Source organism: Microbacterium arborescens, from assembly GCF_049707515.1.
In the GTDB taxonomy this organism is placed as follows: Bacteria; Actinomycetota; Actinomycetes; order Actinomycetales; family Microbacteriaceae; genus Microbacterium; species Microbacterium arborescens_B.
The window spans coordinates 212,770-238,282 of record NZ_JBNAFI010000006.1 but is presented as its reverse complement, the minus strand read 5'-3'; the positions used below and the strand labels follow the sequence as shown (position 1 = coordinate 238,282).

22 protein-coding genes and 1 pseudogene are annotated in these 25,513 nt (G+C 70.3%); 5 read left to right on the top strand and 18 right to left on the bottom strand.

The window, feature by feature from the left end; genetic code table 11:
* Window positions 1-16: 16 nt before the first annotated feature.
* The gene (locus ACPYN5_RS13145) at window positions 17-1,162 is read right to left on the bottom strand and encodes an AI-2E family transporter (protein WP_424449432.1); all 1,146 of its coding nucleotides are present in this window, start codon (window positions 1,160-1,162) and stop codon (window positions 17-19) included.
* A 91-nt stretch (window positions 1,163-1,253) separates the two neighbouring features.
* Here ACPYN5_RS13145 and ACPYN5_RS13140 point away from each other — a divergent pair, with 91 nt between their 5' ends.
* The 4 genes from ACPYN5_RS13140 to ACPYN5_RS13125 all read left to right on the top strand — a co-directional run bounded on the left by ACPYN5_RS13140 (window position 1,254) and on the right by ACPYN5_RS13125 (window position 5,111).
* The gene (locus ACPYN5_RS13140; RefSeq protein ID WP_424449431.1) at window positions 1,254-1,550 is read left to right on the top strand and encodes a chorismate mutase; all 297 of its coding nucleotides are present in this window, start codon (window positions 1,254-1,256) and stop codon (window positions 1,548-1,550) included.
* Window positions 1,551-1,879: 329 nt separating this feature from the next.
* The gene (locus tag ACPYN5_RS13135) at window positions 1,880-3,205 is read left to right on the top strand and encodes a quaternary amine ABC transporter ATP-binding protein (protein WP_424449430.1); all 1,326 of its coding nucleotides are present in this window, start codon (window positions 1,880-1,882) and stop codon (window positions 3,203-3,205) included.
* Entirely contained in the window at window positions 3,205-4,128 is a 924-nt protein-coding gene (locus tag ACPYN5_RS13130; RefSeq protein WP_424449429.1) for an ABC transporter permease, read from the top strand. Before ACPYN5_RS13135 ends, ACPYN5_RS13130 begins: the two co-directional genes overlap by 1 nt.
* 71 nt (window positions 4,129-4,199) lie before the next feature.
* Window positions 4,200-5,111: a glycine betaine ABC transporter substrate-binding protein gene (locus ACPYN5_RS13125; RefSeq protein WP_424449428.1), complete on the top strand. Its 912-nt coding sequence runs from the start codon at window positions 4,200-4,202 to the stop codon at window positions 5,109-5,111.
* Between the two features lie 96 nt (window positions 5,112-5,207).
* Here the strand turns inward: ACPYN5_RS13125 and ACPYN5_RS13120 are convergent, their stop codons facing one another.
* From ACPYN5_RS13120 to ACPYN5_RS13100, 5 genes are all read right to left on the bottom strand, one after another.
* On the bottom strand, window positions 5,208-5,972 hold the full coding sequence (locus ACPYN5_RS13120) for an efflux RND transporter periplasmic adaptor subunit (RefSeq protein WP_424449427.1): 765 nt from the start codon (window positions 5,970-5,972) through the stop codon (window positions 5,208-5,210).
* Window positions 5,973-5,999: 27 nt separating this feature from the next.
* Entirely contained in the window at window positions 6,000-6,845 is an 846-nt protein-coding gene (locus ACPYN5_RS13115; RefSeq protein WP_424449426.1) for an efflux RND transporter periplasmic adaptor subunit, read from the bottom strand.
* Between the two features lie 150 nt (window positions 6,846-6,995).
* A complete protein-coding gene (locus tag ACPYN5_RS13110; protein WP_424449425.1) occupies window positions 6,996-7,175 on the bottom strand; it encodes a hypothetical protein in 180 nt (59 codons plus the stop codon).
* Window positions 7,176-7,182: 7 nt separating this feature from the next.
* Window positions 7,183-9,504 carry a phosphoribosylformylglycinamidine synthase subunit PurL gene (gene purL, locus ACPYN5_RS13105; RefSeq protein ID WP_424449424.1) on the bottom strand — a complete coding sequence of 774 codons (2,322 nt, stop codon included), beginning with the start codon at window positions 9,502-9,504 and terminating at the stop codon, window positions 7,183-7,185.
* Between the two features lie 67 nt (window positions 9,505-9,571).
* Entirely contained in the window at window positions 9,572-11,380 is a 1,809-nt protein-coding gene (locus ACPYN5_RS13100; RefSeq protein ID WP_424449423.1) for an alkaline phosphatase family protein, read from the bottom strand.
* Window positions 11,381-11,449: 69 nt separating this feature from the next.
* Here ACPYN5_RS13100 and ACPYN5_RS13095 point away from each other — a divergent pair, with 69 nt between their 5' ends.
* The gene (locus ACPYN5_RS13095) at window positions 11,450-12,097 is read left to right on the top strand and encodes a hypothetical protein (RefSeq protein ID WP_424449422.1); all 648 of its coding nucleotides are present in this window, start codon (window positions 11,450-11,452) and stop codon (window positions 12,095-12,097) included.
* Here ACPYN5_RS13095 and ACPYN5_RS13090 read toward each other — a convergent pair.
* The 12 genes and pseudogenes from ACPYN5_RS13090 to kdpA form a co-directional block, all read right to left on the bottom strand.
* Complete coding sequence (locus ACPYN5_RS13090) at window positions 12,033-12,620, bottom strand: DUF1349 domain-containing protein (protein WP_424449421.1); 588 nt, start codon at window positions 12,618-12,620, stop codon at window positions 12,033-12,035. The two genes, ACPYN5_RS13095 and ACPYN5_RS13090, sit on opposite strands and share 65 nt — an antisense overlap.
* Window positions 12,621-12,674: 54 nt before the next feature.
* On the bottom strand, window positions 12,675-13,067 hold the full coding sequence (locus tag ACPYN5_RS13085) for an ester cyclase (protein ID WP_424449420.1): 393 nt from the start codon (window positions 13,065-13,067) through the stop codon (window positions 12,675-12,677).
* Between the two features lie 53 nt (window positions 13,068-13,120).
* Window positions 13,121-14,482: an ABC transporter substrate-binding protein gene (locus ACPYN5_RS13080; RefSeq protein WP_424449419.1), complete on the bottom strand. Its 1,362-nt coding sequence runs from the start codon at window positions 14,480-14,482 to the stop codon at window positions 13,121-13,123.
* A 37-nt stretch (window positions 14,483-14,519) separates the two neighbouring features.
* The gene (locus tag ACPYN5_RS13075) at window positions 14,520-15,473 is read right to left on the bottom strand and encodes a carbohydrate ABC transporter permease (protein ID WP_424449418.1); all 954 of its coding nucleotides are present in this window, start codon (window positions 15,471-15,473) and stop codon (window positions 14,520-14,522) included.
* Window positions 15,473-16,375, bottom strand: coding sequence for a carbohydrate ABC transporter permease (locus ACPYN5_RS13070; RefSeq protein ID WP_424449460.1), 903 nt, complete (start codon window positions 16,373-16,375; stop codon window positions 15,473-15,475). The genes ACPYN5_RS13075 and ACPYN5_RS13070 overlap by 1 nt, the downstream gene beginning before the upstream one ends.
* 288 nt (window positions 16,376-16,663) lie before the next feature.
* Complete coding sequence (locus ACPYN5_RS13065; protein WP_424449459.1) at window positions 16,664-17,080, bottom strand: VOC family protein; 417 nt, start codon at window positions 17,078-17,080, stop codon at window positions 16,664-16,666.
* Window positions 17,081-17,194: 114 nt separating this feature from the next.
* Window positions 17,195-17,605: pseudogene (locus ACPYN5_RS13060) on the bottom strand (GNAT family N-acetyltransferase); the annotation flags it as partial.
* A gap of 23 nt (window positions 17,606-17,628) precedes the next feature.
* Complete coding sequence (locus ACPYN5_RS13055) at window positions 17,629-18,303, bottom strand: response regulator (RefSeq protein ID WP_424449417.1); 675 nt, start codon at window positions 18,301-18,303, stop codon at window positions 17,629-17,631.
* Window positions 18,300-20,819, bottom strand: a complete 2,520-nt coding sequence (locus ACPYN5_RS13050) for a sensor histidine kinase (protein WP_424449416.1) — start codon at window positions 20,817-20,819, stop codon at window positions 18,300-18,302. Before ACPYN5_RS13050 ends, ACPYN5_RS13055 begins: the two co-directional genes overlap by 4 nt.
* A 184-nt stretch (window positions 20,820-21,003) precedes the next feature.
* On the bottom strand, window positions 21,004-21,612 hold the full coding sequence (gene kdpC, locus ACPYN5_RS13045; protein ID WP_424449415.1) for a potassium-transporting ATPase subunit KdpC: 609 nt from the start codon (window positions 21,610-21,612) through the stop codon (window positions 21,004-21,006).
* Window positions 21,613-21,632: 20 nt separating this feature from the next.
* Window positions 21,633-23,831 carry a potassium-transporting ATPase subunit KdpB gene (gene kdpB / locus ACPYN5_RS13040; RefSeq protein WP_424449414.1) on the bottom strand — a complete coding sequence of 733 codons (2,199 nt, stop codon included), beginning with the start codon at window positions 23,829-23,831 and terminating at the stop codon, window positions 21,633-21,635.
* Window positions 23,831-25,513 carry a potassium-transporting ATPase subunit KdpA gene (gene kdpA / locus ACPYN5_RS13035; protein WP_424449413.1) on the bottom strand — a complete coding sequence of 561 codons (1,683 nt, stop codon included), beginning with the start codon at window positions 25,511-25,513 and terminating at the stop codon, window positions 23,831-23,833. Before kdpA ends, kdpB begins: the two co-directional genes overlap by 1 nt.

Sequence of the window (25,513 nt, the reverse complement as noted above, 5' to 3'; positions counted from 1 at the left end):
ACCGCCATCGCGGGAGTCAGTGCGGCAGCTTCTTCGCGTCCTGGCGCGGGATGATCACCTGGTTGACGATCAACAGGATCGACGCCGTGACGGGGATCGCGACGAGCGCCCCGAGCAGGCCCAGCAGCGTACCGCCGACGAGCGCGCCGATGACGACGAGCGATCCCGGCACCGACACGGTTCGGTTCATCACGCGGGGTGTCAGCAGGTATGCCTCGACCTGCATGTACACGAGGTAGGCGGCAGCGAAGATGATTGCCTGAACGGGGGCAGTCGGGTTCGTCAGTAGCGTGATGACCGAGGCGCCCACCCAGAAGATCACCGTTCCGACGAGCGGGATGAGGGTGATCGCGAAGGCGAGGACGGCGAGCAGCGCCGCGAACGGCACACCGAGGATCGTCAGGAGGATGAACGCGAAGACGGCGTTCATGAGCGCGAGCACGACCATGCCCGAGAGGTAGCCGCCGACCGACTCCGTGATCTGCCGGGTCATGTCGGCGACCGTGGCCCGAGAGCGGGCGGGTGACAGGCGCACGAGCGCGTTCTTCATGCGCGGGAGGGATGCCAGGAAGTACAGGCTCAGCACGAGCACGATGATCGAACCCGAGATGGCCGACACGACGTTGACGCCCACCTGCAGCAGGCCGCCACCGATCGCGGCGATGTTGGCGGGGTTCGTGACGAAGCTCTGCACCTCGTCGAGGACATCGCTCAGGCTGTCGCCGAACGATTCCTCGAGCCAGACCACGGCGTCGCTGTGGAGCAGGCTGTTGACGATGCCGGGGACGTCGCCCACGAACTCTTCGACCTGACGCACGACCGGCGGCAGCACGATCCAGAGCATGCCGGTGATGATGAGCGCCAGCGCGCCGAAGGTGATGAGGATGCCCCAGGCCCGACGGATGCCGCGTCGCACGAGGAAGCGGACGATCGGGTCGAGCGCGAGCGCCACGAACAGGGCGATGGCGACGTAGATGAGCACGGTGGAGAGGCTCGAGATCGCCAGGCCGAGCACGATGGCGGTCAGAGCGCCGGCGGTGAGGAAGAAGCCGGCGGCGAAGGGGCGCGCGAGCGCTCCCCACACCGGTTGGTCGCGCGTCGGAGCCGCCGCCGCGGCTGCCGGCGCCGCGGTCGCGGGGCTGCTCGAGCGGGGCTTGGTCATGGTCACACTCTAGGTGCCGGCCTGCACGGCCCGAACGCGGAACGCAGGTCGTGGGCCGAGCAGATAGGGTCGGCGGAGGGGAGGAGCCACCATGACCGACGCCACGACCGAACTCCACCGCCTGCGGGCGAGCATCGACAACATCGACGCCGCGCTCGTCTTCATGCTGGCCGAGCGATTCCGTTGCACGAAGCAGGTCGGCGAGCTCAAGGCGACCCACGGCATGCCCGCGTCCGACCCGGGTCGCGAAGAGCGTCAGATCGCGCGGCTGCGCCGACTCGCCGAAGAGGCGGACCTCGATCCCGAGTTCGCTCAGAAGTGGTTCGGCTTCGTCGTGGCCGAGGTCATCCGCCACCACCGCATCGCCGCGGAGGATGTCGCGGACTGACGCTCCGGCACGAGGGCAGCCGGCCCGGGATCGACCGAGCCGACGCGCGCGCGATACCGGAATGGCCGGTCGAAGGGCAAATCCTCCCTCGATTTGCGACCTTCCGTGAGACGTGAAACGTTGGATGAGGCCCGTTGCGGGCCACTACCCGACCAGTCCGCGGTCGCTGGTGGCAATCCTCGGGGGTGCCAGACCGGCGAGCGTATGGTCGGCGGCCCGTGCACGTGGATCCGACATCCGCGTGCCGAGGCGCGGTCGCGAGACGTGCGCCGGGAGGTCGCCACCCGGGCGTGACCGATGCAGCCCTGCACCGGCTGCCGAGGTGACCTGTGACCAGTCCGTCTTCTGTGGGGGATACCGCTTCCCCCGCCCTGGAAGCCAAGAATCTGTACAAGGTGTTCGGCCGCAACCCGAAGGGTGTCGTCGAGAGACTGCGGGCCGGCGCCCAGCGCGATGAGATCGCCGACGCCGGAACCGCCGCCGTCATCGACGCGTCGTTCGCCGTTCAGCCCGGCGAGATCTTCGTCATCATGGGCCTGTCGGGATCGGGCAAGTCCACGCTCATCCGCATGCTGAACGGGCTGCACGACGCCACCGCCGGCACCATCACGGTGAAGGGCGACTCGATCACCGACGTCGCGCCCGCGCGTCTGCGCAGCATCCGCCGCGAACGCATCGCGATGGTCTTCCAGCACTTCGCCCTGCTGCCCCACCGCACGGTCGCCGCGAACGTCGCCTACCCGCTGGAGTTGCGTGGCGTCGATAAGACCGAGCGCCTCGCGAAGGCCGAGGAGATCCTCTCGCTCGTCGGTCTCGAGGGCTGGGGCGACAAGCTCCCCTCGGCGCTGTCGGGCGGGATGCAGCAGCGCGTGGGCATCGCGCGTGCGCTCGCCGCCGACAGCGACATCCTGCTGATGGACGAGGCGTTCAGCGCGCTCGACCCGCTCATCCGCCGCGAGATGCAGGAACAGCTGCTCGAGCTGCAGCAGAAGCTGCAGAAGACGATCATCTTCATCACGCACGACCTCAACGAGGCGATGTTCCTCGGCGACCGCATCGCCGTCATGCGCGACGGCCGGATCGTGCAGATCGGCACGCCCGAAGACATCCTCACCGACCCCGCGAACGACTACGTCGAGCAGTTCGTGCAGGACGTCGACCGCGCCCGCGTGCTCACGGCCGCGAACGTCATGGAGCGTCCGCGTCCGGTCGTCGCCGAGTCGGCCGGACCCCGCGTCGCCCTCAAGCAGATGCGGGATGCCTTCATGTCGGCCGCCTACGTGGTGGGTCGCGACCGCAAGCTGCTCGGGGTCGTGACCGACCGCGACGCCGTCAAGCTCGTGCGCCGCGGCGAGTCGGCGCTGTCGTCGGTCATCAAGCCCGCGCCGCAGGCCGTCAGCAAGGACGAGGTGCTCATGAACCTCTTCGTCCCCTCGGTCGAGTCGCCGCTGCCGTTGGCCGTCACCGACGCGGAGGGGCGCCTCGTCGGCGTCATCCCCCGCATCACCCTTCTTGCGGCCCTCGGCCCCGGCCCCGGCGCGACGGAGGAGATCACGATCCCCCTCCAGCCCATGCCGCAGGCCGCGATCGACGAGGTTCTCGCGGAGGCGACCGCCGTCGACCGCGCCGCCGCCCAGAACGAGGAGGTGCGCTGATGGACGGTTTCCGCATCCCGCTCGGCCAGTGGGCCGAGGTCGCCGTCGACGCGATCCGCGACAACCTCTCCTGGCTGCTCGGTGCCGTCTCGGCGGCCGTCGGCTGGCTCGTCGGCTCGCTCGCCGACCTGCTGTTGAGCGCTCCGATCGTCGTCGTCATCGTCGTGGCGGCCCTGCTCGGCTGGTTCCTGCGCTCGTGGAAGTTCGCCGTCGGAACCGCCATCTCGTTCGCGATCATCCTCGGCGTCGGGCAGTGGGTGACGGCCATGCAGACGCTCGCGCTCGTGCTCATCGCGACGATCATCGCGGTCGTGATCGCCGTGCCGCTCGGCATCCTCGCCGCGCGCAGCGACCGGTTCAGCGCGGTCATCAAGCCCGTGCTCGACCTGATGCAGGCGATGCCCGGCTTCGTCTACCTGATCCCGGCGATCGTGTTCTTCAGCATCGGCTTCGTGCCGGGCCTCGTCGCCACCGTCATCTTCGCGCTGCCCCCGGGCGTGCGCCTCACCGAGCTCGGCATCCGCGGCGTCGATTCCGAGACCGTCGAGGCCGGTCATGCCTTCGGCGCGACGCCGGGGCAGATCCTGCGGGGCGTGCAGCTGCCGCTCGCTATGCCGACGATCATGACCGGGGTCAACCAGGTCATCATGCTCGCGCTCTCGATGGCCGTCATCGCCGGTATCGCCGGTGCTCCGGGTCTCGGCAAGGAGATCGTCCAGGCGATGTCGACGGTCAACATCGGCACGGGGGTGGAAGCGGGCTTGAGTGTCGTCATCCTCGCGATCTACCTCGACCGTCTGACCTCGGCCCTCGGCGACATGAAGGGCCAGCGAGGGTCGCTCCTCGGCGCGATCGGCCGTCGTCGCACCGCGGCGGCCGCCACGACCGCCGCCGAGAAGCGCGAGCTCACCCCGGCCGCCTGAGCGCGGCATCCGAACGTCTCCTCCCTGCACCCACCCATACGGAACGAACGAATACATACGGAAGGCACACGATGAACACGCGGAACCTCATGGGGATCATGGCGCTCGGCGCCGCGGCATCCCTCGCCCTCACCGGCTGCGCGAGCGGTAACCAGGCCGAAGGCGGCTCCGGGGACAGCGGCGACAGCAAGGGCACCATCACGCTCGGCTACCTCCCCTCGTGGACCGACGGCCTGAGCACGGCGTACCTGCTCGAGAACCAGCTCGAGAAGCTCGGGTACACCGTCGAGATGCAGGAGCTCACCGAGGCGGGCCCGCTCTACGCCGGTCTCGCGCAGGGCGACGTCGACATCTACCCGTCGGCCTGGCCCGAGCTCACCCACGCCTCGTACATGGAGCGCTACGGCGACCAGATCGACGACCTCGGCGCGTACTACGACAACGCCAAGCTCACGATCGCCGTGCCCGAGTACGTCGACATCACCTCGATCGAAGACCTCGCCGCCAACGCCGACCGCTTCGGCGGTCAGATCTACGGCATCGAGCCGGGAGCGGGGCTGACGAAGCAGACGCAGGAGTCGATGCTCCCCGAATACGGTCTCGACGGCACGTACGAGCTCGTGACCTCGTCGACCGCGGCGATGCTGACCGAGCTCGACACCGCGATCGCCGCCGAGCGCGACATCGTCGTGACCTCGTGGCGTCCGTTCTGGGCCAACGAGCAGTACGGCCTCAAGGACCTCGAGGACCCGCGCGGCGCGATGGGCGACGCGGAGGCGCTGCACTTCCTTTCCGTTGCCGGCTTCGCGGACGAGCATCCCGAGGTGGCCGAGCTGATCGGCAAGATCAAGCTCGACGACGAGCAGTACGCGTCGCTCGAGGACATGGTCGTGAACGAGTACGGCGAAGGCAAGGAAGCCGAGGCGATCACCGCCTGGCTCGACGAGTACGGCACGCAGGTCGACGGCCTGGTCACCGACTGACCCTGCACCCGTGCGGCCGGTGAGAATCGGCATCCGGCGTGAGAATCGGTGACACACCCCGAGTCTCACCGCCGGATGCGATTCTCGCCGGCCGTTTCAGGCGGGGGGAAGCTGCAGGGCGGCCTTCTCGGCGAGGCGATCCATCGCGGCATCCGACACGGCGATGAGCCCGTCGAGCTCGGCGCGCACGCGCTCGTACGCGGTGCGCCGTTCCGCCGGCGTGGCCGCGTCGTCGACGGCGACGTTGAGCAGCCGCTTGGCCGTGTCGAGGCGCCGTCGCTCCGTCTCGCTGAACGAATGGTCGCGCTGTCGGCGGGCGTCGCGTTCGGCGAGGTCGAAGGCGACCTCGGCGTCGGTCAGCGCCTCGCGGTACGCGGCCAGGTCGGCGGCGTCGACCCGGGCGTCGGGCGAGGCCGGGCGCAGGCCGTCCGCGACCTTCTTCGCTCGCAGGAAGCCCGCCGTCAGCGGTTGCCGGCCATCGCTCATCGCCGGGAACGCGATGAGCTTCGCGACGTCGAGCTCGTACTCCAGCCAGCGATGCGTGAGCTCGTCGTGCGCCGCGAACAGCCGTGTCAGACGGGTGCGGGTATCGGGGCCTTCATCATCGGCAGCGGATGCCGCATCAGCGGCGGATGCCGCGCCGGGTGCGGCAGACCCGGGCGCCGGGGCCGCCTTGCGTCCCGCGACGGCGATGGCTTTGGCCTCGGCCTTCGCGCGGATGATCTCGAGCCGCCGCTCGTGCCGGCGCTTCGACGATCGCTCGATCGCCTTGGCGGCGCCGCCCGCAGCCGGCCCGATGACGAAGATCAACCACCAGTAGCTGCCGGCGAACCGGAACAGGTCATCCCAGAACTCACCCACGGCGTCATCGTAGCGAGCACGCGCCCGCTAGCTTCCGTCCGGGTGCGTGCGCGAACTCTCGCCGTCTCGCTGGCCGCGGTCGCGCCGCATCCGGTTCCACATCTCGGTGGAGCGGGTGATCGCGCGCTGCGCGTTGTCGAGGAGGTCCTGCGCGACCTCGGCCCAGTCGTTCTGACGGTCGTCGGGCTCGGGAAGCTCTCGCGGCGTGCCCTGGCGTGCCGCCCGCTCGGCCGCATCGAAGGCGTGGGTCGCCCGGCGCACGGCCTCGCGGTAGGCGCTGTAGTCGGCCGGAGACATGCGCGCGTCCCGCGACGCGGGGCGCAGCCAAGACGCCTGCTGGTGCTCGCGCAGGAAGAGGTCGAGCGGAGGCCACCGGGCGTCGGACATCATCGGGAAACCGATCGCCTTCGCGGCATCGGTCTCGTACTCCATCCACCGCGCCAGGAGAGCGTCGTGTTCGGCCATCAGCCGGGCTAGCGGCATCCGGTCGATCTCCTTGCGCGAGGTCGGCATCATCGCGCGCGCCGCCTGCACGCCTGCCCGTCGCGCCTTCAGGTCGGCGACGGCCGCCCGTGCCTGCCGTTCCGCGATCTGCAGACGGCGCCGCGCCTCGGGAACCGCACCGGCTGTCGCTCTCGGCGTCGCCTTCTCGGCCTGCGCGCGCATCAACTCGGCACGCGCGACCTTGAGCTGGGCGCGGGACTGCGTCACGGCCTGCTGTGCGCGCCGCAGATCGAGCTGCGCGGCGTCGAGCTCGAGCCGTCGCTGCATCGGCCGACCGCGGCGCAGGCCGACCCAACCGAGGGCGCTCGCCCCGGCTCCCGCCGGCGCGATCCACCACCACTCGGTCACGAGGACGAGGATCGGATCCACCCCTTCAGCCTACGCACCTCGCCGCCCGGCGTCTCGGCCCCCGGCTGGGGATACACCTGTCGGACCGGCGGTGCTGGCGTGCGGTCGACGCCGCTGTGACATCACACCAGCACCGCCGGCCCTGCAGCTGTATCAGCCGTGTCAGCTGTATCAGCCGAACAGCAGTGCGAAGACCGTCGAGCCGCCGCCGACGAGGATGAGCGAGACGATCGCGACCCAGGCGGTCACGCGCATGCGACGAGAGCGACCGCGGGCGAACCCGGCGTACTCGTCGTCATCGCCCCGCGGCGTCAGGTCATCGCCTCGCGGCGTCAGGTCGCCGCCACTCATGAGGCCCTCACGAGGTGGGCACCTCGTCGACGATCTCGCCGAACGCGGCGGGCAGCGTCGCGCGCGATGTGGCGCGGATCTCGGCGACCGGCACCGAGAACAGGCCCTGGATGTCGAGGACCGACTCGACGCCCGCGGCGGCATCCGTCACGCCGATGCGGATGACGGGGTAGTCGCGGCCCTCGCAGAGACCGCGGAACTTCACGTCCTCCTCGCGCGGGACCGAGACGATCACGCGTCCGGTCGACTCGCTGAACAGCGCCGTGGCCACGTCGACTCCGTCGCGCTCGACGATCTCGCTGAGCCACACGCGGGCACCGACGCCGAATCGGGTCGTCGCCTCGGCGAGAGCCTGGCCGAGGCCGCCGGTCGAGAGGTCGTGTGCGCTGGAGATGAGTCCCTCTCGCGAGGCGGCCTGGATGAGGCCGGCCAGGCGCTTCTCGCCGGCGAGGTCGACCTTCGGGGGACGCCCGCCGAGGTGACCGTGCACGGTGTCGGCCCAGGCCGAGCCGTCGAGCTCCTCGGCGGTGGTGCCGAGCAGGTAGATGTTCTCGCCGGCATCCTGCCAGCCCGACGGGATGCGGCGGGCGACGTCGTCGACGATGCCGAGCACGCCGACGACCGGAGTCGGGAAGATCGGCTGGTCGCCGGTCTGGTTGTAGAACGAGACGTTGCCGCCCGTGACCGGCACGCCGAGCTCGAGGCACGCGTCGGAGAGGCCGTCGACCGCCTGGCCGAACTGCCACATGACCTCGGGGTTCTCAGGGCTGCCGAAGTTCAGGCAGTCGGTGACCGCGGTCGGCACGGCGCCCGTCACGGCGACGTTGCGGTACGCCTCGGCGAGGGCGAGCTGCGCGCCCGCGTACGGGTCGAGCTGGCAGTAGCGCCCGTTGCAGTCGGTCGCGATCGCGAAGCCGAGCCCCGACTCCTCGTCGACGCGGATCATGCCGGCGTCGTCGGGGAAGCTCAGCGCGGTGTTGCCGAGCACGTAGTAGTCGTACTGGTTCGTGATCCAGCTGGTGTCGGCGAGGTTCGGGCTCGCCACGAGCTGCAGGAACTGGTCGCGCAGCGTCTCCGCGTCGCTCGCGCGTGGGAGGGATGCCGCCGAGTCGGCCTGCAGGCCGTCGATCCAGGCCGGATAGGCGACCGGGCGGTCGTAGACCGGGCCGTCGACCGCGACAGTCGAGGGGTCGACGTCGACGATCTGCTCGCCGTGCCAGAAGATCTGCAGGCGGCCGTCACCGGTCACCTCGCCGAGGACGCTCGTCTCGACATCCCACTTGCCGACGACCGCGAGGAAGGCGTCGAGCTTCTCGGGGGCGACGATCGCCATCATGCGCTCCTGGCTCTCGCTCATGAGGATCTCCTCGGGCGTGAGCGAGGGGTCGCGCAGCAGCACGTTCTCGAGGTCGACGCGCATGCCCGATCCGCCGTTGGCGGCGAGCTCGCTCGTGGCGCACGAGATGCCGGCGGCGCCGAGGTCCTGGATCGCCTCGACGAGCTCGCCCGCGTACAGCTCGAGGCAGCACTCGATGAGCACCTTCTCGGCGAACGGGTCGCCGACCTGCACCGCGGGGCGCTTGGTGGGTCCGCCGTCGGCGAAGGTGTCGGAGGCGAGGATCGACGCGCCGCCGATGCCGTCGCCGCCGGTGCGCGCACCGAAGAGCACGACCTTGTTGCCGGCGCCGGTGGCGTTGGCGAGCTTGATGTCCTCGTGGCGCATGACGCCGACCGCGAGGGCGTTCACGAGCGGGTTGCCCTGGTAGACCGAGTCGAAGACCGTCTCGCCGCCGATGTTGGGCAGGCCCAGGCAGTTGCCGTAGAACGAGATGCCGCTGACGACGCCGTGCACGACGCGGGCGGTGTCGGGGTGATCGATCGCGCCGAAGCGCAGCTGATCCATGACGGCGACGGGACGCGCGCCCATCGAGATGATGTCGCGGACGATGCCGCCGACGCCGGTCGCGGCGCCCTGGAACGGCTCGATGTAGCTCGGGTGGTTGTGCGACTCGACCTTGAAGGTCACCGCCCAGCCCTCGCCCACGTCGACGACGCCGGCGTTCTGACCCATGCCCACCATGAGGCGGGTCTTCATCTCGTCGGAGACCTTCTGGCCGAAGCGCCGCAGGTAGTTCTTGCTCGACTTGTAGGAGCAGTGCTCGCTCCACATCACCGAGTACATCGCCAGCTCGCCCGAGGTGGGGCGGCGGCCGAGGATCTCGCGGATCTTCGCGTACTCGTCGGGCTTGAGGCCCAGGGCTCCGTAAGGCTGCTCACGCTCCGGAGTGGCGGTGGCGTTCTCGACGGTATCTGCGACAGGGGTGCTCACGCGGCTGGACTCCAGGACTCGGGATGCCGGACGCGATCAGTCTAGTTGGCGCGGCCGGCTCGCCCGCTCAGGAAGTCGGGGATGGGGTCGGCGTCCCGGTCGGGGTGGGAGTCGGGCTGGCCGAGGGTTCGTCGAAGGCGCCGAAGAGGCCCGTCCCGTGCTCGACCAGTGCGTCGTAGGCCGCGCCGTACGTCGAGGGCAGGGCGCTGCCGGGATCGAAGCGCGCCGCCAGCAGTCCGAGCAGTCCCCGCGCGGGCGGGGTGAGCGGCCGCTGGTGATGCTTCTCGTCGGCGGTCTTGCTCGCCCCCTTCTCGGGGTTCGGCGGGGTGTAGAGCGACTGGGGCTGCGGCCAGGTGTACGGCTGCCGCGGCGTCGTGAGGTTGACGGCGTTGAAGATCGGGTTGGCGGTCTCGTCGCGGACGTTGAGGGGCCGGAGCCCATGCAGACGGCACAGGGTGTTCGTGACGGAGCCGTGGTGCATCTCGTCGTGGATCACGGTTCCCGCCGCGGTGTACGCGCTCACCACGATGGCCGGCACCCGCAGGCCGAGGCGGTCGAACGCGAAGCCCATCTCGCCGGGGCCGCTCGCGTCGGGAGGCGCCGCGGCCGGCGGAGCCACGTGATCGAAGGTGCCGCCGTGCTCGTCGAAGGTGATGACGAGCGCGGTGTTCATCGCGTTCGAGCCGGATGCCGACGCGCTGGTGCGGATCGCGTCGTAGACGTCCTGCGCGAGCTTGTCGCCGGCGCGGACATCGCTGTCAGCGCTGTTGGCGATGCGGATGCGGCTGCCGTCGGGCAGCTCGAGTTCGCCGTCGTGAGTGGCACCCCACGGCGGATGCATGTCGTTGTGGTTGAACACCATCCGCGGCTCGATGAACGCGTAGTCGGGCAGGTTGCCGTTCGCGGCATCCTCGAAGAACTGCTCCATGACGCGGAAGTTCGACTTCCAGTACCGCTCGAGGACGGGTGCGTGCAGCATGCCGGTGAGTGAGACCAACTGCGTCGCGTCGTAGTAGACGCGCCACGACAGGCCGGCGTCTTCGAGGCGGTTGAAGATCGTCGGCGCGGCGGGGGCGTCGATCCACTTGTCGTAGTCGTCGCCGGTGTGGTTGACGACGTAACCGTGCGAGGTCGAGGCGTGGAAGAAGCTGCGGTTGCAGAAGGTCTGCGACGGCACGCCGGCGAACCACCGGTCGTAGACCGCGAACTCGCGGGCGAGCGTCGAGACCACCGGGAGCATCTCGGGGGAGAAGCCGCCCATCGCCGTCGAGTACTCATCCGAGGTGGGCTCGCGTTTCTTGGCGAGGCGGTAGTTGACGATGTAGTCGTGCACGAAGCCGTCGTTCCGCGGCGCACTCCCGGCGGCGGGAGCGTTGTACGGCGGCTGCAGACCGTTCCGGGCGATGTCGGCGTTGCCGGGCGGGTCGATCGTGCCGAACAGCTGGGTGTTGACGTGGGGGTAGGTCTCACCGGGATCCGGCTGCGGCTGCTGCATGACGTGGTCGGTCGCGCCGGAGTACACGTGCGCCGGCACGGACGTGCCGTCGGGAGCAGGATTGGCGTAGTCGCCCTGAAGGATGCCGTCGAACTCGGCCGCACTCTTCTCGTCGGCCGAATACAGGTGGCCGAGGAGGTTGTCGAAGCTCCGGTTCTCGAACATGAGCACCACGACGTGATCGAAACCGGCGACGCTCCGCGCGGCCAGCGGTGCGAACTCGGGCGGATGCGCCGTCATCGCCGCCGTCGCCGCAGCGCCCGCCGATCCGCCGATCGCGAGCCCGGCGGCCCCGAGGCCGGCTCGACGCAGGAAGTCGCGGCGCGAGGGCCGACGGCTCGCCCACGCGGCGTCCGTCTCGTCACGGTCGGCAGCGGCCACTCGAGCGCTCCTTCCGCGTTCGCTGATGCAGGCGATTGTAGGCCCGCCCGTACGCACTAATCTCGCAGCATGGACGACGGCCTGCGGTGGAACCGAGGAGCCCGCTACGGCGCGGCGGTCGTCGCGGCGATGTTCGCCACGTATCTCGCGGTGGCCTCGGACTTCTCGGCGATCGTGCAGGCCGAGATGTACGCGGGGACCATCACGAACGACATGCCGTACGTCGACGCGCTGCAGTTCGTGCTCGTCGTCCTCACCCTCGTCGCCTCCCTCGCCCTTCTGCCGACGTCGGGGATGCGCCGCGTGGGTGGTGTGACCCTCGCCTGCGTGACGCTGTTCCTCTGGGCGACGTTCGGGCTGCTTCGGGGCGCGGGCCGCCTCGCCCACCTCGACCCGCTGTGGGCGGTCGTGCTCGACCAGGGGTTCATCGCGCTGCTGGCCGGGGTCGGCGGGTGGGTGATCGCGCGGGAACGGCATCCGCTGTCGTGGCTCGTCGTGGTCGTCGCGCTGGTGCCGCCGGTCGTCGGACCGCGACTGGTCGAGGCGAATGTCACGAGCGGTGGCTACGCCCTGGCGATGCAGGGGATCGTCATCGTGGGCGGGCTGGCCGCGACGTGGGCCGCCGCCGGCATCGACCGGTGGGCGCGGCGCCTCAGTGCTCGGGATGCAGCGACGCGTCGGCCTCGACGCTCCGCCACGACACGAACCGAACGGTGAGTCCCGCCCGGGTCGGCGCGCAGCAGAACGGACCGGCGGCGACGACCGCCGCCGGGTCGAGCGGTGCCACGCGGACCAGCCGCCACTCGTCGTCGTCGACACGGGCGCGGATCGTGACAGCATCGCCCGACCGGCTCGCGCGCACCGTGACCAGACGTCCGGCCCAGCCCGCGACGGGGGAGAGCGACCAATCCGACACCCCCCGGGTCACGACCGCGCCCAGGCTGTCGGCACCGTCGCTGTGCTCGATGCCCGCCTTGATCCACGTCTCGTCGTCGACGCGCAGGAACACGCCGGCCTGATCGAACTGCGCCGCGAAGTCGAGGACGAACGCGACCTCGACCGCGGTGTCCGGCGGCATCGGTGCGAGCAGCGCGTGCTCGTCGTCGTGCACGAACCCGTACGACGTCACCCGCCAGGCATCGCTGCCCTCGCGCGCCGTCACGAGCAGCGCATCCCCCTCGCTCTCGGTGCGCGCCGGCTCGTTGGTCCACGTACCCGACGACCAGTCGATGTCGGTCATGTGCGTCCTCCTCGATCGCGTGAGCCTCCACGCTACGACACGGGCGGAACCGTCTCAGTCGCGCAGCTGAGCCACCAGCGATGCGTGGTCGGTGGTGCCGGCGAACTCCACGATGCGGCCCCGGGCCACGCGGAGGAACCCGAACTCCGCCACGTTGACGTGACGGCGAGTGGCCCGGATGCCTCGGAACGACCCGGTGTGCGTGCCGCTCGCGCGCACGTGCGCCGCGATGCGGTCGTCCTCCACGACGAGCTGGATGCGGCGCACCTGCCAATCGGGGAAGGCGTCGAGCAGCTCGATGACGTCGGTCATCCAGGCGTCGACACCGCCCGGCAGGTGCGCTCGCCGCACGTTCGGGTCGATGAACGAGCGGATGGCCTCGAGGTCGTGGCGATTGCAGGCCTCGAGGTAGTCGGCGTACCAGGCGTGCATCTCCCACGGCTCCATCCGCCCATTATCGGCGGACCGCGCCGGAGCGCGGCCCGCCGAGAGGGCGGGGATCAGCGGGCTGCGGTGGCGTTCTCGTAGGCGCGCATGGCCGCATCCTGTGCGTCCGCGAGCGCCTCCTCGGCGGTCTTGTCACCCAGGAGTGCCGCCGTCACCGCGTTGTTCAGCTCGTTCTGGATGTCCTGCCCCGCCGGGGAGGAGCCGAACGAGGTGCCGTAGTCGACGACGTCGTAGTAGGTGGCGACGACCTGGTCGAAGCCCTCGTCGCCCGACGGGGTGACCCACTTCTCGCGGATCTCCTGGTCAGGCTGCGGCGAGCCGGTGAACAGGCCCGTGTTGGCGCCGCCGTCGGCGGCGCGGGTCTCCGCACGCGCCTCACCGGCCGCGTTCCACGCTTCGCCGCTCGTCAGCTCCGACACCCAGGCGCACGCGGCGGCGGGGTTCTTCGCTCCCGCCGGGATGACGAACGCCTGCCCGCCCGACACCGAGAACGGCTCGCCGTCGCTGTCGCGGAACGGGACCGCCTCGATGTCGATCTGGTCGAGGTAGGGCGAGAGCACGTTCGGGTACCACTGGGCGTTGACCTGCGCGCCGACCTGGTCGGTGACGTACTGGTTCGCGTCGCCGAACGTGTCGAACGCATCGGTGAAGCTCTTCACCTGCGCGAAACCGCCCTGGGCCTCGTTGATCCGCTGCAGCAGCTCCATCCCCGCGAGGTTGCTCGGGTCGTCGAGAGTCGGCACGCCGTCGTCGTCGGTGAGCTGTCCGCCCGACCCGAGGATCCACAGGGCCGACTGTCCCGTCGACACCGGGTCGAGGCCGAGGCGCGTGGGAACGCCCCCGGACTCCTGGTACATCTTCTCGATGGCCGCCAGCAGGACGTCGGGCTGGGAGGTGTCGATCTCCTCGGCGGTCACGCCGGCGGCATCCATCACCCGCTTGTTCAGGATGATCGCGGGCGGCTGGTAGAACTGCGGCGCAGCCCAGACCTGGTCCTCGTACCGGACGTCGTCGACGACCGACTCGTACCAGCGGTCGTCGGCGTCGACGTCCTGTGCCTCGAAGCAGCTGTCGAGCGGCATGATGAGGCCCTGGGCCGCGTACTGGGTGACATAGCGGCGGTCCATCTGCACGACATCGGGCACGTCGCCGCTCGCGATGCGGGTCGTGAACTTCTGCGAGTCGAACGCTGTGGCATCCAGCTGCACGTCGACATCGGGCAGCTGCTCCGCGGCGTAGTCGAGTCGCGCGGTGCCGACGTCGTCGGCGTTCTCGAAGCCCCACGCGGCGAGGGATCCGGTCGGTGACGCGGTGAAGTCGGCATCGTCGGCGGTACCGGCGTCGTTGCTGCATCCCGCGAGCGCGACGACGGATGCCGCAGCCACCGCCGCCGTTCCGATCAGTCGATTGCGCATGTGTTCCTCCTGTCGTGGTCCCGCGCGAGCACGCGGGTCATCCTTTACGTCCCTGGGTGGCGACGCCCTCGATGAAGTAGCGCTGGCCGAAGGCGAAGAGGATGAGCATGGGCAGCGTGACGATGAGCGAGGCCACCATCACGTACTGGTAATCGCCCTGGCCGCCGGCCGTCGGGCTGTACTTGGTCATCGCGTAGGCGATCCCGAGCGGCGCGGTGAACTCGTCGACGGAACCCGCGTTGAGGTAGATGAGCGCCGCCTGCAGGTTGTTCCAGCTCGCCTGGAACTCGAAGAGGAACACGATGACGAACGAGGGCACCGACAGCGGCATGGCGATCCGCCAGAACAGCCCCCAGTAGCTCGCGCCGTCGATCCGCGCCGCTTCGAACAGCTCGCGCGGGAGGCCGAGGAAGAACTGGCGCTGCAAGAAGATGTAGAACGCTGAGCCGAAGAGATTCGCACCCCACAGCGGCACCCAGGTGCCGAGCAGCCCGGTCTCCTTCCAGATCAGGTAGACCGGGATCATCGTCACCGCCCCCGGCAGCATCATCGTGGCCAGGACGAGCCCGAAGAGCAGCTTGCGGCCGGGGAACGAGAAGTACGCGAAGCCGAAGGCGACGATCGAGCTCGAGATCGATACCGCCGTCGCCGCCAGGAGAGCGATCGCGACGCTGTTGAACATCCAGCTGAGGAGGGGCAGCTGGTTCCACACCTCGGCGTAGTTCTCCGGGAGGAACGTCTGCGGGATCAGGCGGTTGTCGAACACCTCGCCCCGCGGCTTGAAGCTCGCCGCGAGCAGCCACGCGAACGGGTAGAGGAACAGCAGGGCGAAGCCGGTCGAGATCGCCGCGAGCGTGACGCGCCCCGCCACGGTCTTGGGGGTGCCGATGCGTCGACGGCGACGGGATTTCTGCGCACTGGCCGGCGCCGCTGCCGCAGCGAGCTCGGGGGTGGGCCGGCTGACTCCCGGAGTCTGTTGCGAGATCGCCATCAGCGGTCTCCCTCGTAGTAGACGAAGCGGTTGCCGAACTTCACCTGGATGACCGTGACGGCCATGATGATGACGAACAGCAGCCACGCCATGGCGGCGGCGAAGCCGAAGTTGAACTGACGGAACGCCTGCTGGAAGAGGTAGATCGCGTAGAACAGCGAAGCCTCCGGCGAGGAGTTGCTCTGATCGCGCCAGAACAGCAGGTACGCCTGATCGAAGACCTGGAACGCCGCGATCGACAGCACGATGACGTTGAAGAACATCGCGCCCGAGATCATCGGCAGCGTGATCGAGAAGAACTTCCGCACGGGACCGGCGCCGTCGAGAGACGCCACCTCGTACAGCTCGACGGGGACGTTCTTCAATGCCGCCAGGAAGATGACCATCGTGCCGCTGACGGTCCACAGCGCCATGATCACGATGCTGGGCTTGACCCACGCGGGGTCGACGAGCCACTGCGGTCCCTGGATTCCGACGGCCGCGAGGCCTTCGTTGATCGCCCCCGAGTTGCCGTTGAGGAGCAGGAAGAAGACGGCCGCTGTCGCGACAGCCGGCGTCATCTTCGGCAGGTAGTACAGGGTGCGGAAGATGCCCGCACCGCGACCCATCCGGTTCAGCAGCAGCGCCAGCACCAGCGCGAAGATGATCTCGAGCGGCACCGCCATGACGGCGTAGAAGAGCGTGTTGGCGAGCGAGACCGCCACCCGCGGGTCTTCGAACAGGCGCGCGTAGTTGTCGAAGCCGATGGGCCGCGAGGAGTTGGTGGCGAGGTTGTAGCTGCTGAACGAGATGTAGAGGCTGTAGATCATCGCCCCGACCGTGAAGACGAGGAAGCCGATGATCCAGGGCGCCAAGAAGAGGTAGCCCGCCAGCGCTTCGCGCTTGTTGTACTTCTGCCGGATGCGGGGTCCGGACGCGGCGCCGCGGACTGTCGTCGGCCGCGCGCGGGCGGTGCTGGCTATGTCGTCCTCCGGGTGCCTCGATGCCGCAGGACCCTGGTGGATACCGTCCTGTGATGCCGAAGCTAGAAGAGGCGAGAACCGCTTCCCCAGTGGCTTGACAGGGAAGCGTCTCTCGGGCAGTGCTCAGCGGCGTTCAGCCGACGACGAGCCGGTATCCCATGCCGGACTCGGGGAGCGCGCGGCGCCGAGGGGAATCTCGGGCATCCTGACCGAGCGCACCTCTGGCGGTCATAAACCTTGCTCCGAACGGCAAGGAACCTCTGCGGCGACGACCTCGACCTTGAAACCCGCCGCGTTCTCGAGCCAGCCGGCGTAGTGTTGCGGGCCGCCGGCGTGCGGGTAGCGCTCCTGGTACAGCGGCGTCCAGCCCATGCAGGGGGCGTCGGCCATGATCGCGTCGACCTCGGCGGGCGAGCCGCCGCGGAAGGCCAGATGGTTCAGGCCCGGGCGTCGACGCTCGTGCTCGGTGCCGACCGTGTTCGGTGAGGTGGTGAGCGTCAGGTAGGCCCCGCCCGCCGCCCACGACTCGCCCTGCGGCCACGTGCTCTCGAGCTCGAACCCGACCCGCCGAAGCAGCCAGCCCCACTCCGACCGAGCGCTCTCGATGTCGCTGACCCAGAGCTCGACGTGATGGAAGCCTGCCACGGCCCCAGTCTCGCGCACGCTCGGCCACAGCTTCGCGACCATCTGCACGCGCGGGCCGAGGGCGTCGAGGCCCATGCGCTCCTCGGTCTCGACCAGGATGCGCTCGAAGCCCGTCGCCGGTTCGGTGACCGCGAAGCCGAGGCGCTCGTAGAACGGGGCGTTCCAGGGAACGTCGGCGAAGGTGCGGAGCGACATCCGGTCGTGGCCTCGTTCGCGGGCGTACGCCATCGCCGCCTCGACGAGCTTGCGGCCATACCCACGGCGACCGTGCGCGGGCGCCACCGACAGCTGCTCGAGGTGGGCATGGCCGTCGGCCTCGAGTACGTGGACGAACCCCGCGATCACACCGTCGCCGACGTCGGCGACGAGCAGGAAGCCCGGCTGCGCCGCGCGGTCGGCCCCGGCCGGCGCAGGCCACCACGCGGGCGGGTCGAGCAGGTCGCGCAGCAGCGCGTCGGCGTCATCCTCGATCCTTGCGAGCAGATCCAGCTCGTCCCCGCGCGGCGGGCGGATGTCGAGGGGCACGCCCCGATCGTAACGAGCGGCGTTCAGCCGACGACGAGCCGGTATCCCATGCCGGACTCCGTCAGCAGGTGCTCGGGATGGGCGGGGTCGGCCTCGAGCTTCTTCCGCAGCTGCGACACGTAGAGCCGCAGGTAGCCGGTGTCGTTGACCTGCTCGGTGCCCCACAGCTCCTTCAACAGGTCCTGGCGAGTGACGAGGGCGCCCGGGTTGCGCGCGAGGAAGTCGAGCATCCGCCATTCGGTCGGCGTGAGGTGCACGCGCTCGCCGCCCCGGGTCACGGTCTTCGCCGCCCGGTCGATCTCGACGTCGCCGAACCGCACGAGGGGAACGGATGCCGCGCCGCCCGCACGACGCGTCAGCGCGCGCAGTCGTGCCAGGAGCTCGTCGATCTGGAAGGGTTTGGTGACGTAGTCATCGGCCCCGGCGTCGAGCGCCGCCACCTTGTCGGCCGAGCCGGTGCGGCCCGACACCACGATGATCGGCACCTCGCTCCAGCCGCGCACGGCGTCGATCACGGCCACACCGTCGAGGCGCGGCATCCCGAGGTCGAGCACGATCACGTCGGGATGCTCGGATGCCGCCGCAGCGACCGCCCCCGCGCCGTCGGCGGCCGAGACGATGTCGTACCCGTGGGCCGCGAGGGTGATGCGCAGCGCCCGCACGAGCTGCGGATCGTCGTCGGCGAGAAGGACCTTCACCCCTCGATCCTGCCCTCTGGCGCCGTCGACGATGCCAAAGGCAGCTCGATCACCATGGTGAGGCCGCCGCCGGGGGTCTGCTCGGGCGCGAGCTGGCCCTGCATCCCCTCGGTGAAGCCCTTCGAGAGGGCGAGGCCCAGGCCGAGACCCGTGGTGTTGTCGGTGTCGCCGAGGCGCTGGAACGGCGTGAACACATCGTTGTGACGCTCGGGCGGGATGCCGGGACCGTGGTCGATCACGCGGATCTGCGCGCGCTCGCCGAGCGAGCTCGTGCTGATGCGCATCGGCGTGCCGGTGGGGCTGTGGCGGTGCGCGTTCGCGAGGACGTTGACGATCACCCGCTGCAGCAGCACCGGGTCGGCGATGACGGGACCCATCTCGTCGTCGAGAGCCAGCTCGACCGCGCCGGGTCCGAGACCCAGCTCGTCCACGGCGGCCAGCACCGCATCGGCGGCGTCCACCGGTCGCAGCGCGACCGCGAGGGCACCGGCCTCGATACGACTCACATCGAGCAGGTCGGTGACGAGCGAGGTCAGGGTGCCGAGGCTCTCGTCGGCTGTCGCGAGGAGTTCTTCCCGGTCGGCCTCGTCCAGGGCCGGACCCGCGGCGCGCAGTCCACCGAGCGCCGCGACGGCCGCGGCGAGGGGCCGCCGCAGATCGTGGCTCGCGGCCGAGAGGAGGGCGCTGCGCACACGGTCGGTCTCGGCCAGCACCGACGCCGAGCTCGCCGCCCGCTGCAGGTCGGCCTGCTCCAAGGCGGCGGCGAGCTGCGCGACGACGACATCCAGCAGGCGGCGCTCGGAGCCGTCGAGCTGCTCGGACTCGCTGCCGTGGAGCTCGAGCACGGCGTCGCGGCCCACCTCGACGCGCACATGGCGATCGTCGCGCACCGGCTCGCCGTCGGCGGCGATGACGGTTCCGTCCGCCCCGACCAGGCGGGCACCCGACATCCCGAACGCCTCGCGCGCCCGGGCTACCAGCGCCGGTATCGACCCGTCGCCGCGCAGGACGCTGCCCGCGACCGCCGCGAGCAGTTCGGCCTCGGCCGCGGCTCGCCGAGCCGCACGGGTGCCGCGGGCCGCGCGGTCGACGATGACGCTGACCAGCAGTGCGATGACGACGTACAGGATCAGCGCCCACGCGTGCAGCGGGTCGGAGACGGTCACGGTGTACAGCGGGGCGACGAAGAAGAAGTCGAGGGTCACTCCCGACATCACCGCCGCGAACACGGCCGGCCACAGCCCGCCGACGAGCGCCACCACGACGACGAGCAGCTGATACGCCAGCACGTCGCTCGTGATCGACTCCGGGCTCCGCAGCGCCACGAGAAGCCAGGTCAGCAGCGGGCCGCCCGTCAATGCCACGGCGAACCCGAGCACGCGCCGTCGCACGCTCAGCGCACCGCCGGCGATCCGGGGAAGGGTGAAGCGCCCGCCGGCGGCGGCGTGCGTCACGACATGCACGTCGATGTCGCCCGATTCGCGGATGACGGTCGCGCCGATGCCCGGGCCGCTGAGAGCCGCAGCCAGCCGGCCGCGGCGGCTGACACCGACGACGAGCTGCGACGCGTTGACCGAGCGGGCGAACTCGACGAGTGCGGCGGGGATGTCGTCGCCGACCACCTGGTGGTAGCTGCCGCCGAGCGACTCGACCAGTGCGCGCTGCGCCGCGAGTGCCGCCGGGTCGGCGGTGCGCAGCCCGTCCTGGCCCGAGACGTGGACCGCCAGCAGCTCGCCGCCCGCCGATCGCGCGACGATGCGCGCACCGCGCCGGATCAGGGTCTCGCCCTCGGGTCCGCCGGTCAATGCCACCACGACCCGTTCGCGCGCCTGCCAGGTGCCGCGGATGCCGTGCTCGGCGCGGTAGTCCCGCAGCGCGCTGTCGACCTCGTCGGCCAGCCACAGCAGCGCGAGTTCGCGCAGCGCCGTCAGGTTGCCGAGCCGGAAGTAGTTCGACAGCGCGGCATCGATCCGCTCGGCAGGGTAGACGAGCCCGGCGGCGAGACGGTCGCGGAGAGACGGCGGGGCGAGGTCGACGAGCTCGATCGGATCGGCCGAGCGCACCACGGCATCCGGCACCGTCTCGCGCTGCGCGACCCCCGTGATCTGCTCGACGACGTCGCCGAGCGACTCGATGTGCTGGACGTTGACGGTCGTGATCACGTCGATGCCGGCATCCCGGAGCTCTTCGACGTCCTGCCAGCGCTTGTCGTTGCGCGACCCGCCGACGTTGGTGTGGGCGAGCTCGTCGACCAGGGCGACCCGCGGGGCCCGGGCGAGGACGGCTTCGAGGTCCATCTCGTCGAGCGTGACGCCGCGGTGCTCGATGCGGCGCCGCGGGATCACGGGAAGTCCGGTCGTCAGTGCCGCGGTGGCGGCCCGCCCGTGGGTCTCGACCACCGCGATGACGACGTCGACGCCGGCATCCTGGAGGCGCCGGCCCTCCTCGAGCATCTCGTAGGTCTTCCCCACGCCCGGAGCGGCGCCCAGCAGCACCCGCAGCCTTCCCCGCTTCACGGCATCACCCTAGTTCTCCCGTCGCCCGATGCCGTGCGCCGCGGTGCAAGGGATCGTGCGCGACACCCCGCCGAGCTGCCCTCGGCATCGGCGTGCCGCCCCGCATCCCTTGCATCCGCGTCCAGACCGGATGCCGTCACCGTGCAAAGGCCGGATGCCGTCACCGTGCAAAGGCCGGATGCCGTCACCGTGCGAGACCGTCGAGGGCCAGATTCAGCTCGACGACGTTCACGCGCGGCTCGCCCAGGAAGCCCAGGTCGCGACCCGTCGTGTGGGCGGCGACGAGCTCGCGCACCTCGGTGTCCGACACGCCGCGCTCAGCGGCCACCCGGGCGACCTGCAGCTCGGCGTAGGCGGGCGAGATGTGCGGATCGAGCCCCGAGCCCGAGGCGGTCACGGCGTCAGCGGGCACATCGGCCGCGTCGACGCCCTCGCGGTCCGCGATGGCCTCGCGCCGCTCGGTGACCGCGTCGACGAGGTCGGCGTTGTTCGGGCCGAGGTTCGACCCGCTCGAAGCCGCGGCGTCGTACCCGTCGCCGGCGGCCGAGGGGCGGGACTGGAAGTACTGCGGCAAGGCCGCGCCGTCGGCATTCGTGAAGGACTGCCCGACCAGCGCGGAGCCGACGACCTCGCCTTCTCCGTTGCGGAGCAGCGATCCGCCGGCCTGCGCGGGCAGCGCGAGGCCGATCAGGGAGATGACGAGGGTGTATCCGACCCCGAGGACGAGGGTGAAGACGAGCATCGCGCGAACGGCGACGGCGGTGGTGCGCAGCGAGGCGCGGGCGGTGGACATGACAGGACTCCGATCGGGGCTCAGAAGCCCGGGATGAGGCTGACGACGAGGTCGATCAGTTTGATGCCGACGAAGGGGGCGATGACGCCGCCCAGCCCGTACACGACGAGGTTGCGGCTGAGGATCGACGATGCGCTCGCCGCGCGGTACTTCACGCCCCGGAGCGCGAGCGGGATGAGCACGATGATGACGATGGCGTTGAAGACGATCGCGCTCGTGACGGCGGATGCCGGCGACGACAGCTGCATGATGTTGAGCGCGGCGAGCCCCGGGAAGACGCCCATGAACATGGCGGGGATGATGGCGAAGTACTTCGCGATGTCGTTCGCGAGCGAGAACGTCGTGAGGGCGCCGCGCGTGATGAGCAGCTGCTTGCCGATGCGGACGATGTCGATGAGCTTCGTCGGATCCGAGTCGAGGTCGACCATGTTGCCGGCCTCTTTGGCCGCCGACGTGCCCGTGTTCATCGCGACCCCGACATCCGCCTGCGCGAGGGCTGGCGCGTCGTTCGTGCCGTCGCCGGTCATCGCGACGAGGTGACCGCCCTCCTGCTCCTTGCGGATGAGCGCGAGCTTGTCTTCGGGGGTCGCCTCGGCGAGGAAGCCGTCGACCCCCGCCTCCTTCGCGATCGCGGCGGCCGTCAGCGGATTGTCGCCCGTGATCATGACCGTCCGGATGCCCATCGAGCGCAGTTCCTCGAAGCGCTCGCGCAGCCCGTCCTTGACGACGTCCTTCAGGTGGATGACCCCGAGCAGCGTCCCCGCGCCGGATGGGTCGAGGGTCGCGACGGCCAGCGGCGTTCCGCCCGACTGCGCGATCGCGTCGGCGTGGTGCAGGAGTTCGGCGCGGGCTTCGGCCGAGACCGGACGCGCCGACGCGTCGAGCCAGGCGAGCACCGACCCCGAGGCGCCCTTGCGCACCTGGACGCCGTCGGGCAGGTCGACACCGCTCATCCGGGTCTGCGCCGTGAAGGCCACCGCCACCGCATCGCGCGGCAGCTCCGCGAGGATCCTCTGCTGGCCGGCGCCGACGTGCTGCGCGGCCGCGAGCTCGACGACCGACGTGCCCTCGGGCGTCGGGTCGGACAGCGACGAGAGGGATGCCGCGAGGGCGAGCTCGACGGCATCGACACCGGTCATCGCCACGAACTCCGACGCGCGACGGTTGCCGTAGGTGATGGTGCCGGTCTTGTCGAGCAGCAGCGTCGTCACATCGCCCGCGGCCTCGACCGCGCGGCCCGACATGGCCAGCACGTTGCGCTGCACGAGGCGGTCCATCCCCGCGATGCCGATTGCCGAGAGCAGGGCGCCGATCGTCGTGGGGATGAGGCAGACCAGCAGCGCGACGAGCACCGGGATGCTGACCGGCGAGGCGCTGTACGAGGCGATGGGATTCATCGCCAGCACCACCACGACGAAGACGATCGACAGGCTCGCCAGCAGGATGTTGAGGGCGATCTCGTTCGGCGTGCGCTGACGCGCGGCGCCCTCGACCAGCGCGATCATCCGGTCGACGAAGGTCTCGCCGGGCTTCGACGTGATCTTCACCACGATGCGGTCCGACAGCACCCGGGTGCCGCCGGTGACGGCGCTGCGGTCGCCGCCGGACTCGCGCACGACGGGGGCCGACTCGCCCGTGATGGCCGACTCGTCGACGGTCGCGATGCCGTTGACGATGTCGCCGTCGCCGGGGATCGGTTCGCCGGCCTCGACGATGACGACATCGCCGAGGCGCAGGTCGGCCGAGGCGACCTGCTCCGTCGCTGCGCCGCGGGCCGCGGCATCCGACCGCACGTCGTACGAGACGACGCGGCGGGCGGTCGTCGTCGTGCGGGTCTTGCGCAGCGCCTGCGCCTGCGCCTTGCCGCGGCCCTCGGCGACCGACTCCGCGACGTTCGCGAAGAAGACCGTGAGCCACAGCCAGACCGCGATGCCCCACGTGAAGCCCGCCGGCACGGCGGTGCCGCCCGAGGCCTGAGGCCCGCCGAGGAACGGCTCGGCGATCGCGATCGCGGTGGTCAGGGCGGCGCCGACCCACACGAGGAACATCACGGGGTTGCGCCACTGCGCCGCCGGATTGAGCTTGCGCACGGCTCCGGGAAGCGCGGCGACGAGCTGCTGGCCGCTGAAGGCCCGCCGATGGCGGGGCGCGTCGGATGCGCCGGGCGCGCCGGAAGGTTCAGCCGCTGCGGGTCGGGAATCGGTCAGGGAGGCAGACATCAGGAGAGTCCTTCGGCGAGAGGTCCGAGAGTGAGGACCGGGAAGTAGGTGAGCGCGGTGATGATGACGACCACGCCGGCGAGCAGGCCCGCGAACTGCGGGCGGTGCGTCGGGAGCGTGCCGACGCTGTCCGGCACCTTGTCCTGAGCGGCGAGCGACCCGGCCAGGGCGAGCACGAGCACGATGGGGATGAAGCGGCCGAGCAGCATCGCGACACCGAGGGCCGTGTTGAACCACGGGGTGTTGGCGGTGATGCCCGCGAAGGCGGATCCGTTGTTGTTGGCCGCTGAGGTGAACGCGTAGAGCACTTCACTCAGGCCGTGCACGCCGGGGTTCCAGATCGAGGTGCCTTCGACGTCCTCGCGGACGGCGGGGATCGCGAAGCTCAGCGCCGTGCCGGCCAGCACGAGCGTCGGGGTCACGAGGATGTAGAGGCTCGCGAGCTTGATCTCCCGCGGCCCGATCTTCTTGCCGAGGTACTCGGGGGTGCGCCCGATCAGCAGGCCGCCGACGAAGACGGCGAGGATCGCGAGCACCAGCATCCCGTACAGACCCGAGCCCACCCCGCCGGGCGCGATCTCGCCGAGCATCATGTTCAGCATCGGCAGCATCCCGCCGAGCGGTGTGTAGCTGTCGAGCATCGAGTTCACCGCGCCGGTGGAGGTGAGGGTCGACGTCGCGTTGAAGAGGGTCGACGCTCCGATGCCGAAGCGCGCCTCCTTGCCCTCCATCGCCGCACCGGCCAGCTGGGTGGCGGTGCCGCCGCCGGCGACCTCGGCCCACGTCCCCAGGGCGAGCGACGCGACGAACAGCCCCGCCATGACCGCCACGATCGTGTAGCCCTGGCGGTCGTCGCCGACGATGCGTCCGAACGCGCGCGGCATCGCAAAGGGGATGACGAGCATCAGCAGCACCTCGAACAGGTTCGTCCACGGGGTCGGGTTCTCGAACGGGTGCGCGGAGTTGGCGTTGAAGAACCCGCCGCCGTTCGTGCCGAGCAGCTTGATGGCCTCCTGGCTGGCGACCGGCCCGCCGGGGATCGACTGCGCCCCGCCGGCGATGGTCTGGACGTCGGTGAATCCCGCGACGTTCTGGATGACGCCGCCCGCGAGCAGCACGACGGCCGCGACGACCGACATCGGCAGCAGGATGCGGCCGAGGCCGCGGACCAGGTCGACCCAGAAGTTGCCGATGGTGCCGGAGCGACGGTAGGCGAAGCCGCGGACCAGGGCGATCGCGACGGCCATGCCGACCGCTGCCGAGACGAAGTTCTGCACGGCGAGACCTGCGAACTGCGCCGTGTAGCCGAGGGTGATGTCGGGGGAGTACGACTGCCAGTTCGTGTTGGCCACGAACGAGATGGCGGTGTTGAACGAGAGGTGCTCGCTCGGCGCGGGAAGGTCGAGGCTGTACGGCAGCAGCGGCTGGACGCGCTGCAGCGCGTAGACGATGACGACGCCGACGAGCGAGAACAGCAGGACGCCGCGGGCGTAGGCCTGCCAGGTCTGCTCGGCGCGCGGATCGACGCCGATCAGTCGATAGGCGCCGCGCTCGACCGCGAGGTCACGCGGTGAGGTGTAGGCCCGGGCGATGTAGTCGCCGACCGGACGGTAGAGGAGGACGAGGATGAGGGCGAGGGTCGCGATCTGAAGCGACGCGAACCCGATCTGCGCGGCATCCAC

Bases quoted from the DNA above. Each gene is read 5' to 3' on its own strand.
- ACPYN5_RS13125 (WP_424449428.1), top strand. From the start codon at position 4,200: ATGAACACGCGGAACCTCATGGGGATCATGGCGCTCGGCGCCGCGGCA.
- ACPYN5_RS13080 (WP_424449419.1), bottom strand. From the start codon at position 14,482: ATGCGCAATCGACTGATCGGAACGGCGGCGGTGGCTGCGGCATCCGTC.
- ACPYN5_RS13145 (WP_424449432.1), bottom strand. From the start codon at position 1,162: ATGACCAAGCCCCGCTCGAGCAGCCCCGCGACCGCGGCGCCGGCAGCC.
- ACPYN5_RS13075 (WP_424449418.1), bottom strand. From the start codon at position 15,473: ATGGCGATCTCGCAACAGACTCCGGGAGTCAGCCGGCCCACCCCCGAG.
- kdpB (WP_424449414.1), bottom strand. From the start codon at position 23,831: ATGTCTGCCTCCCTGACCGATTCCCGACCCGCAGCGGCTGAACCTTCC.
- ACPYN5_RS13140 (WP_424449431.1), top strand. From the start codon at position 1,254: ATGACCGACGCCACGACCGAACTCCACCGCCTGCGGGCGAGCATCGAC.
- ACPYN5_RS13085 (WP_424449420.1), bottom strand. From the start codon at position 13,067: ATGGAGCCGTGGGAGATGCACGCCTGGTACGCCGACTACCTCGAGGCC.
- kdpC (WP_424449415.1), bottom strand. From the start codon at position 21,612: ATGTCCACCGCCCGCGCCTCGCTGCGCACCACCGCCGTCGCCGTTCGC.
- ACPYN5_RS13095 (WP_424449422.1), top strand. From the start codon at position 11,450: ATGGACGACGGCCTGCGGTGGAACCGAGGAGCCCGCTACGGCGCGGCG.
- ACPYN5_RS13110 (WP_424449425.1), bottom strand. From the start codon at position 7,175: ATGAGTGGCGGCGACCTGACGCCGCGAGGCGATGACCTGACGCCGCGG.
- ACPYN5_RS13090 (WP_424449421.1), bottom strand. From the start codon at position 12,620: ATGACCGACATCGACTGGTCGTCGGGTACGTGGACCAACGAGCCGGCG.
- ACPYN5_RS13130 (WP_424449429.1), top strand. From the start codon at position 3,205: ATGGACGGTTTCCGCATCCCGCTCGGCCAGTGGGCCGAGGTCGCCGTC.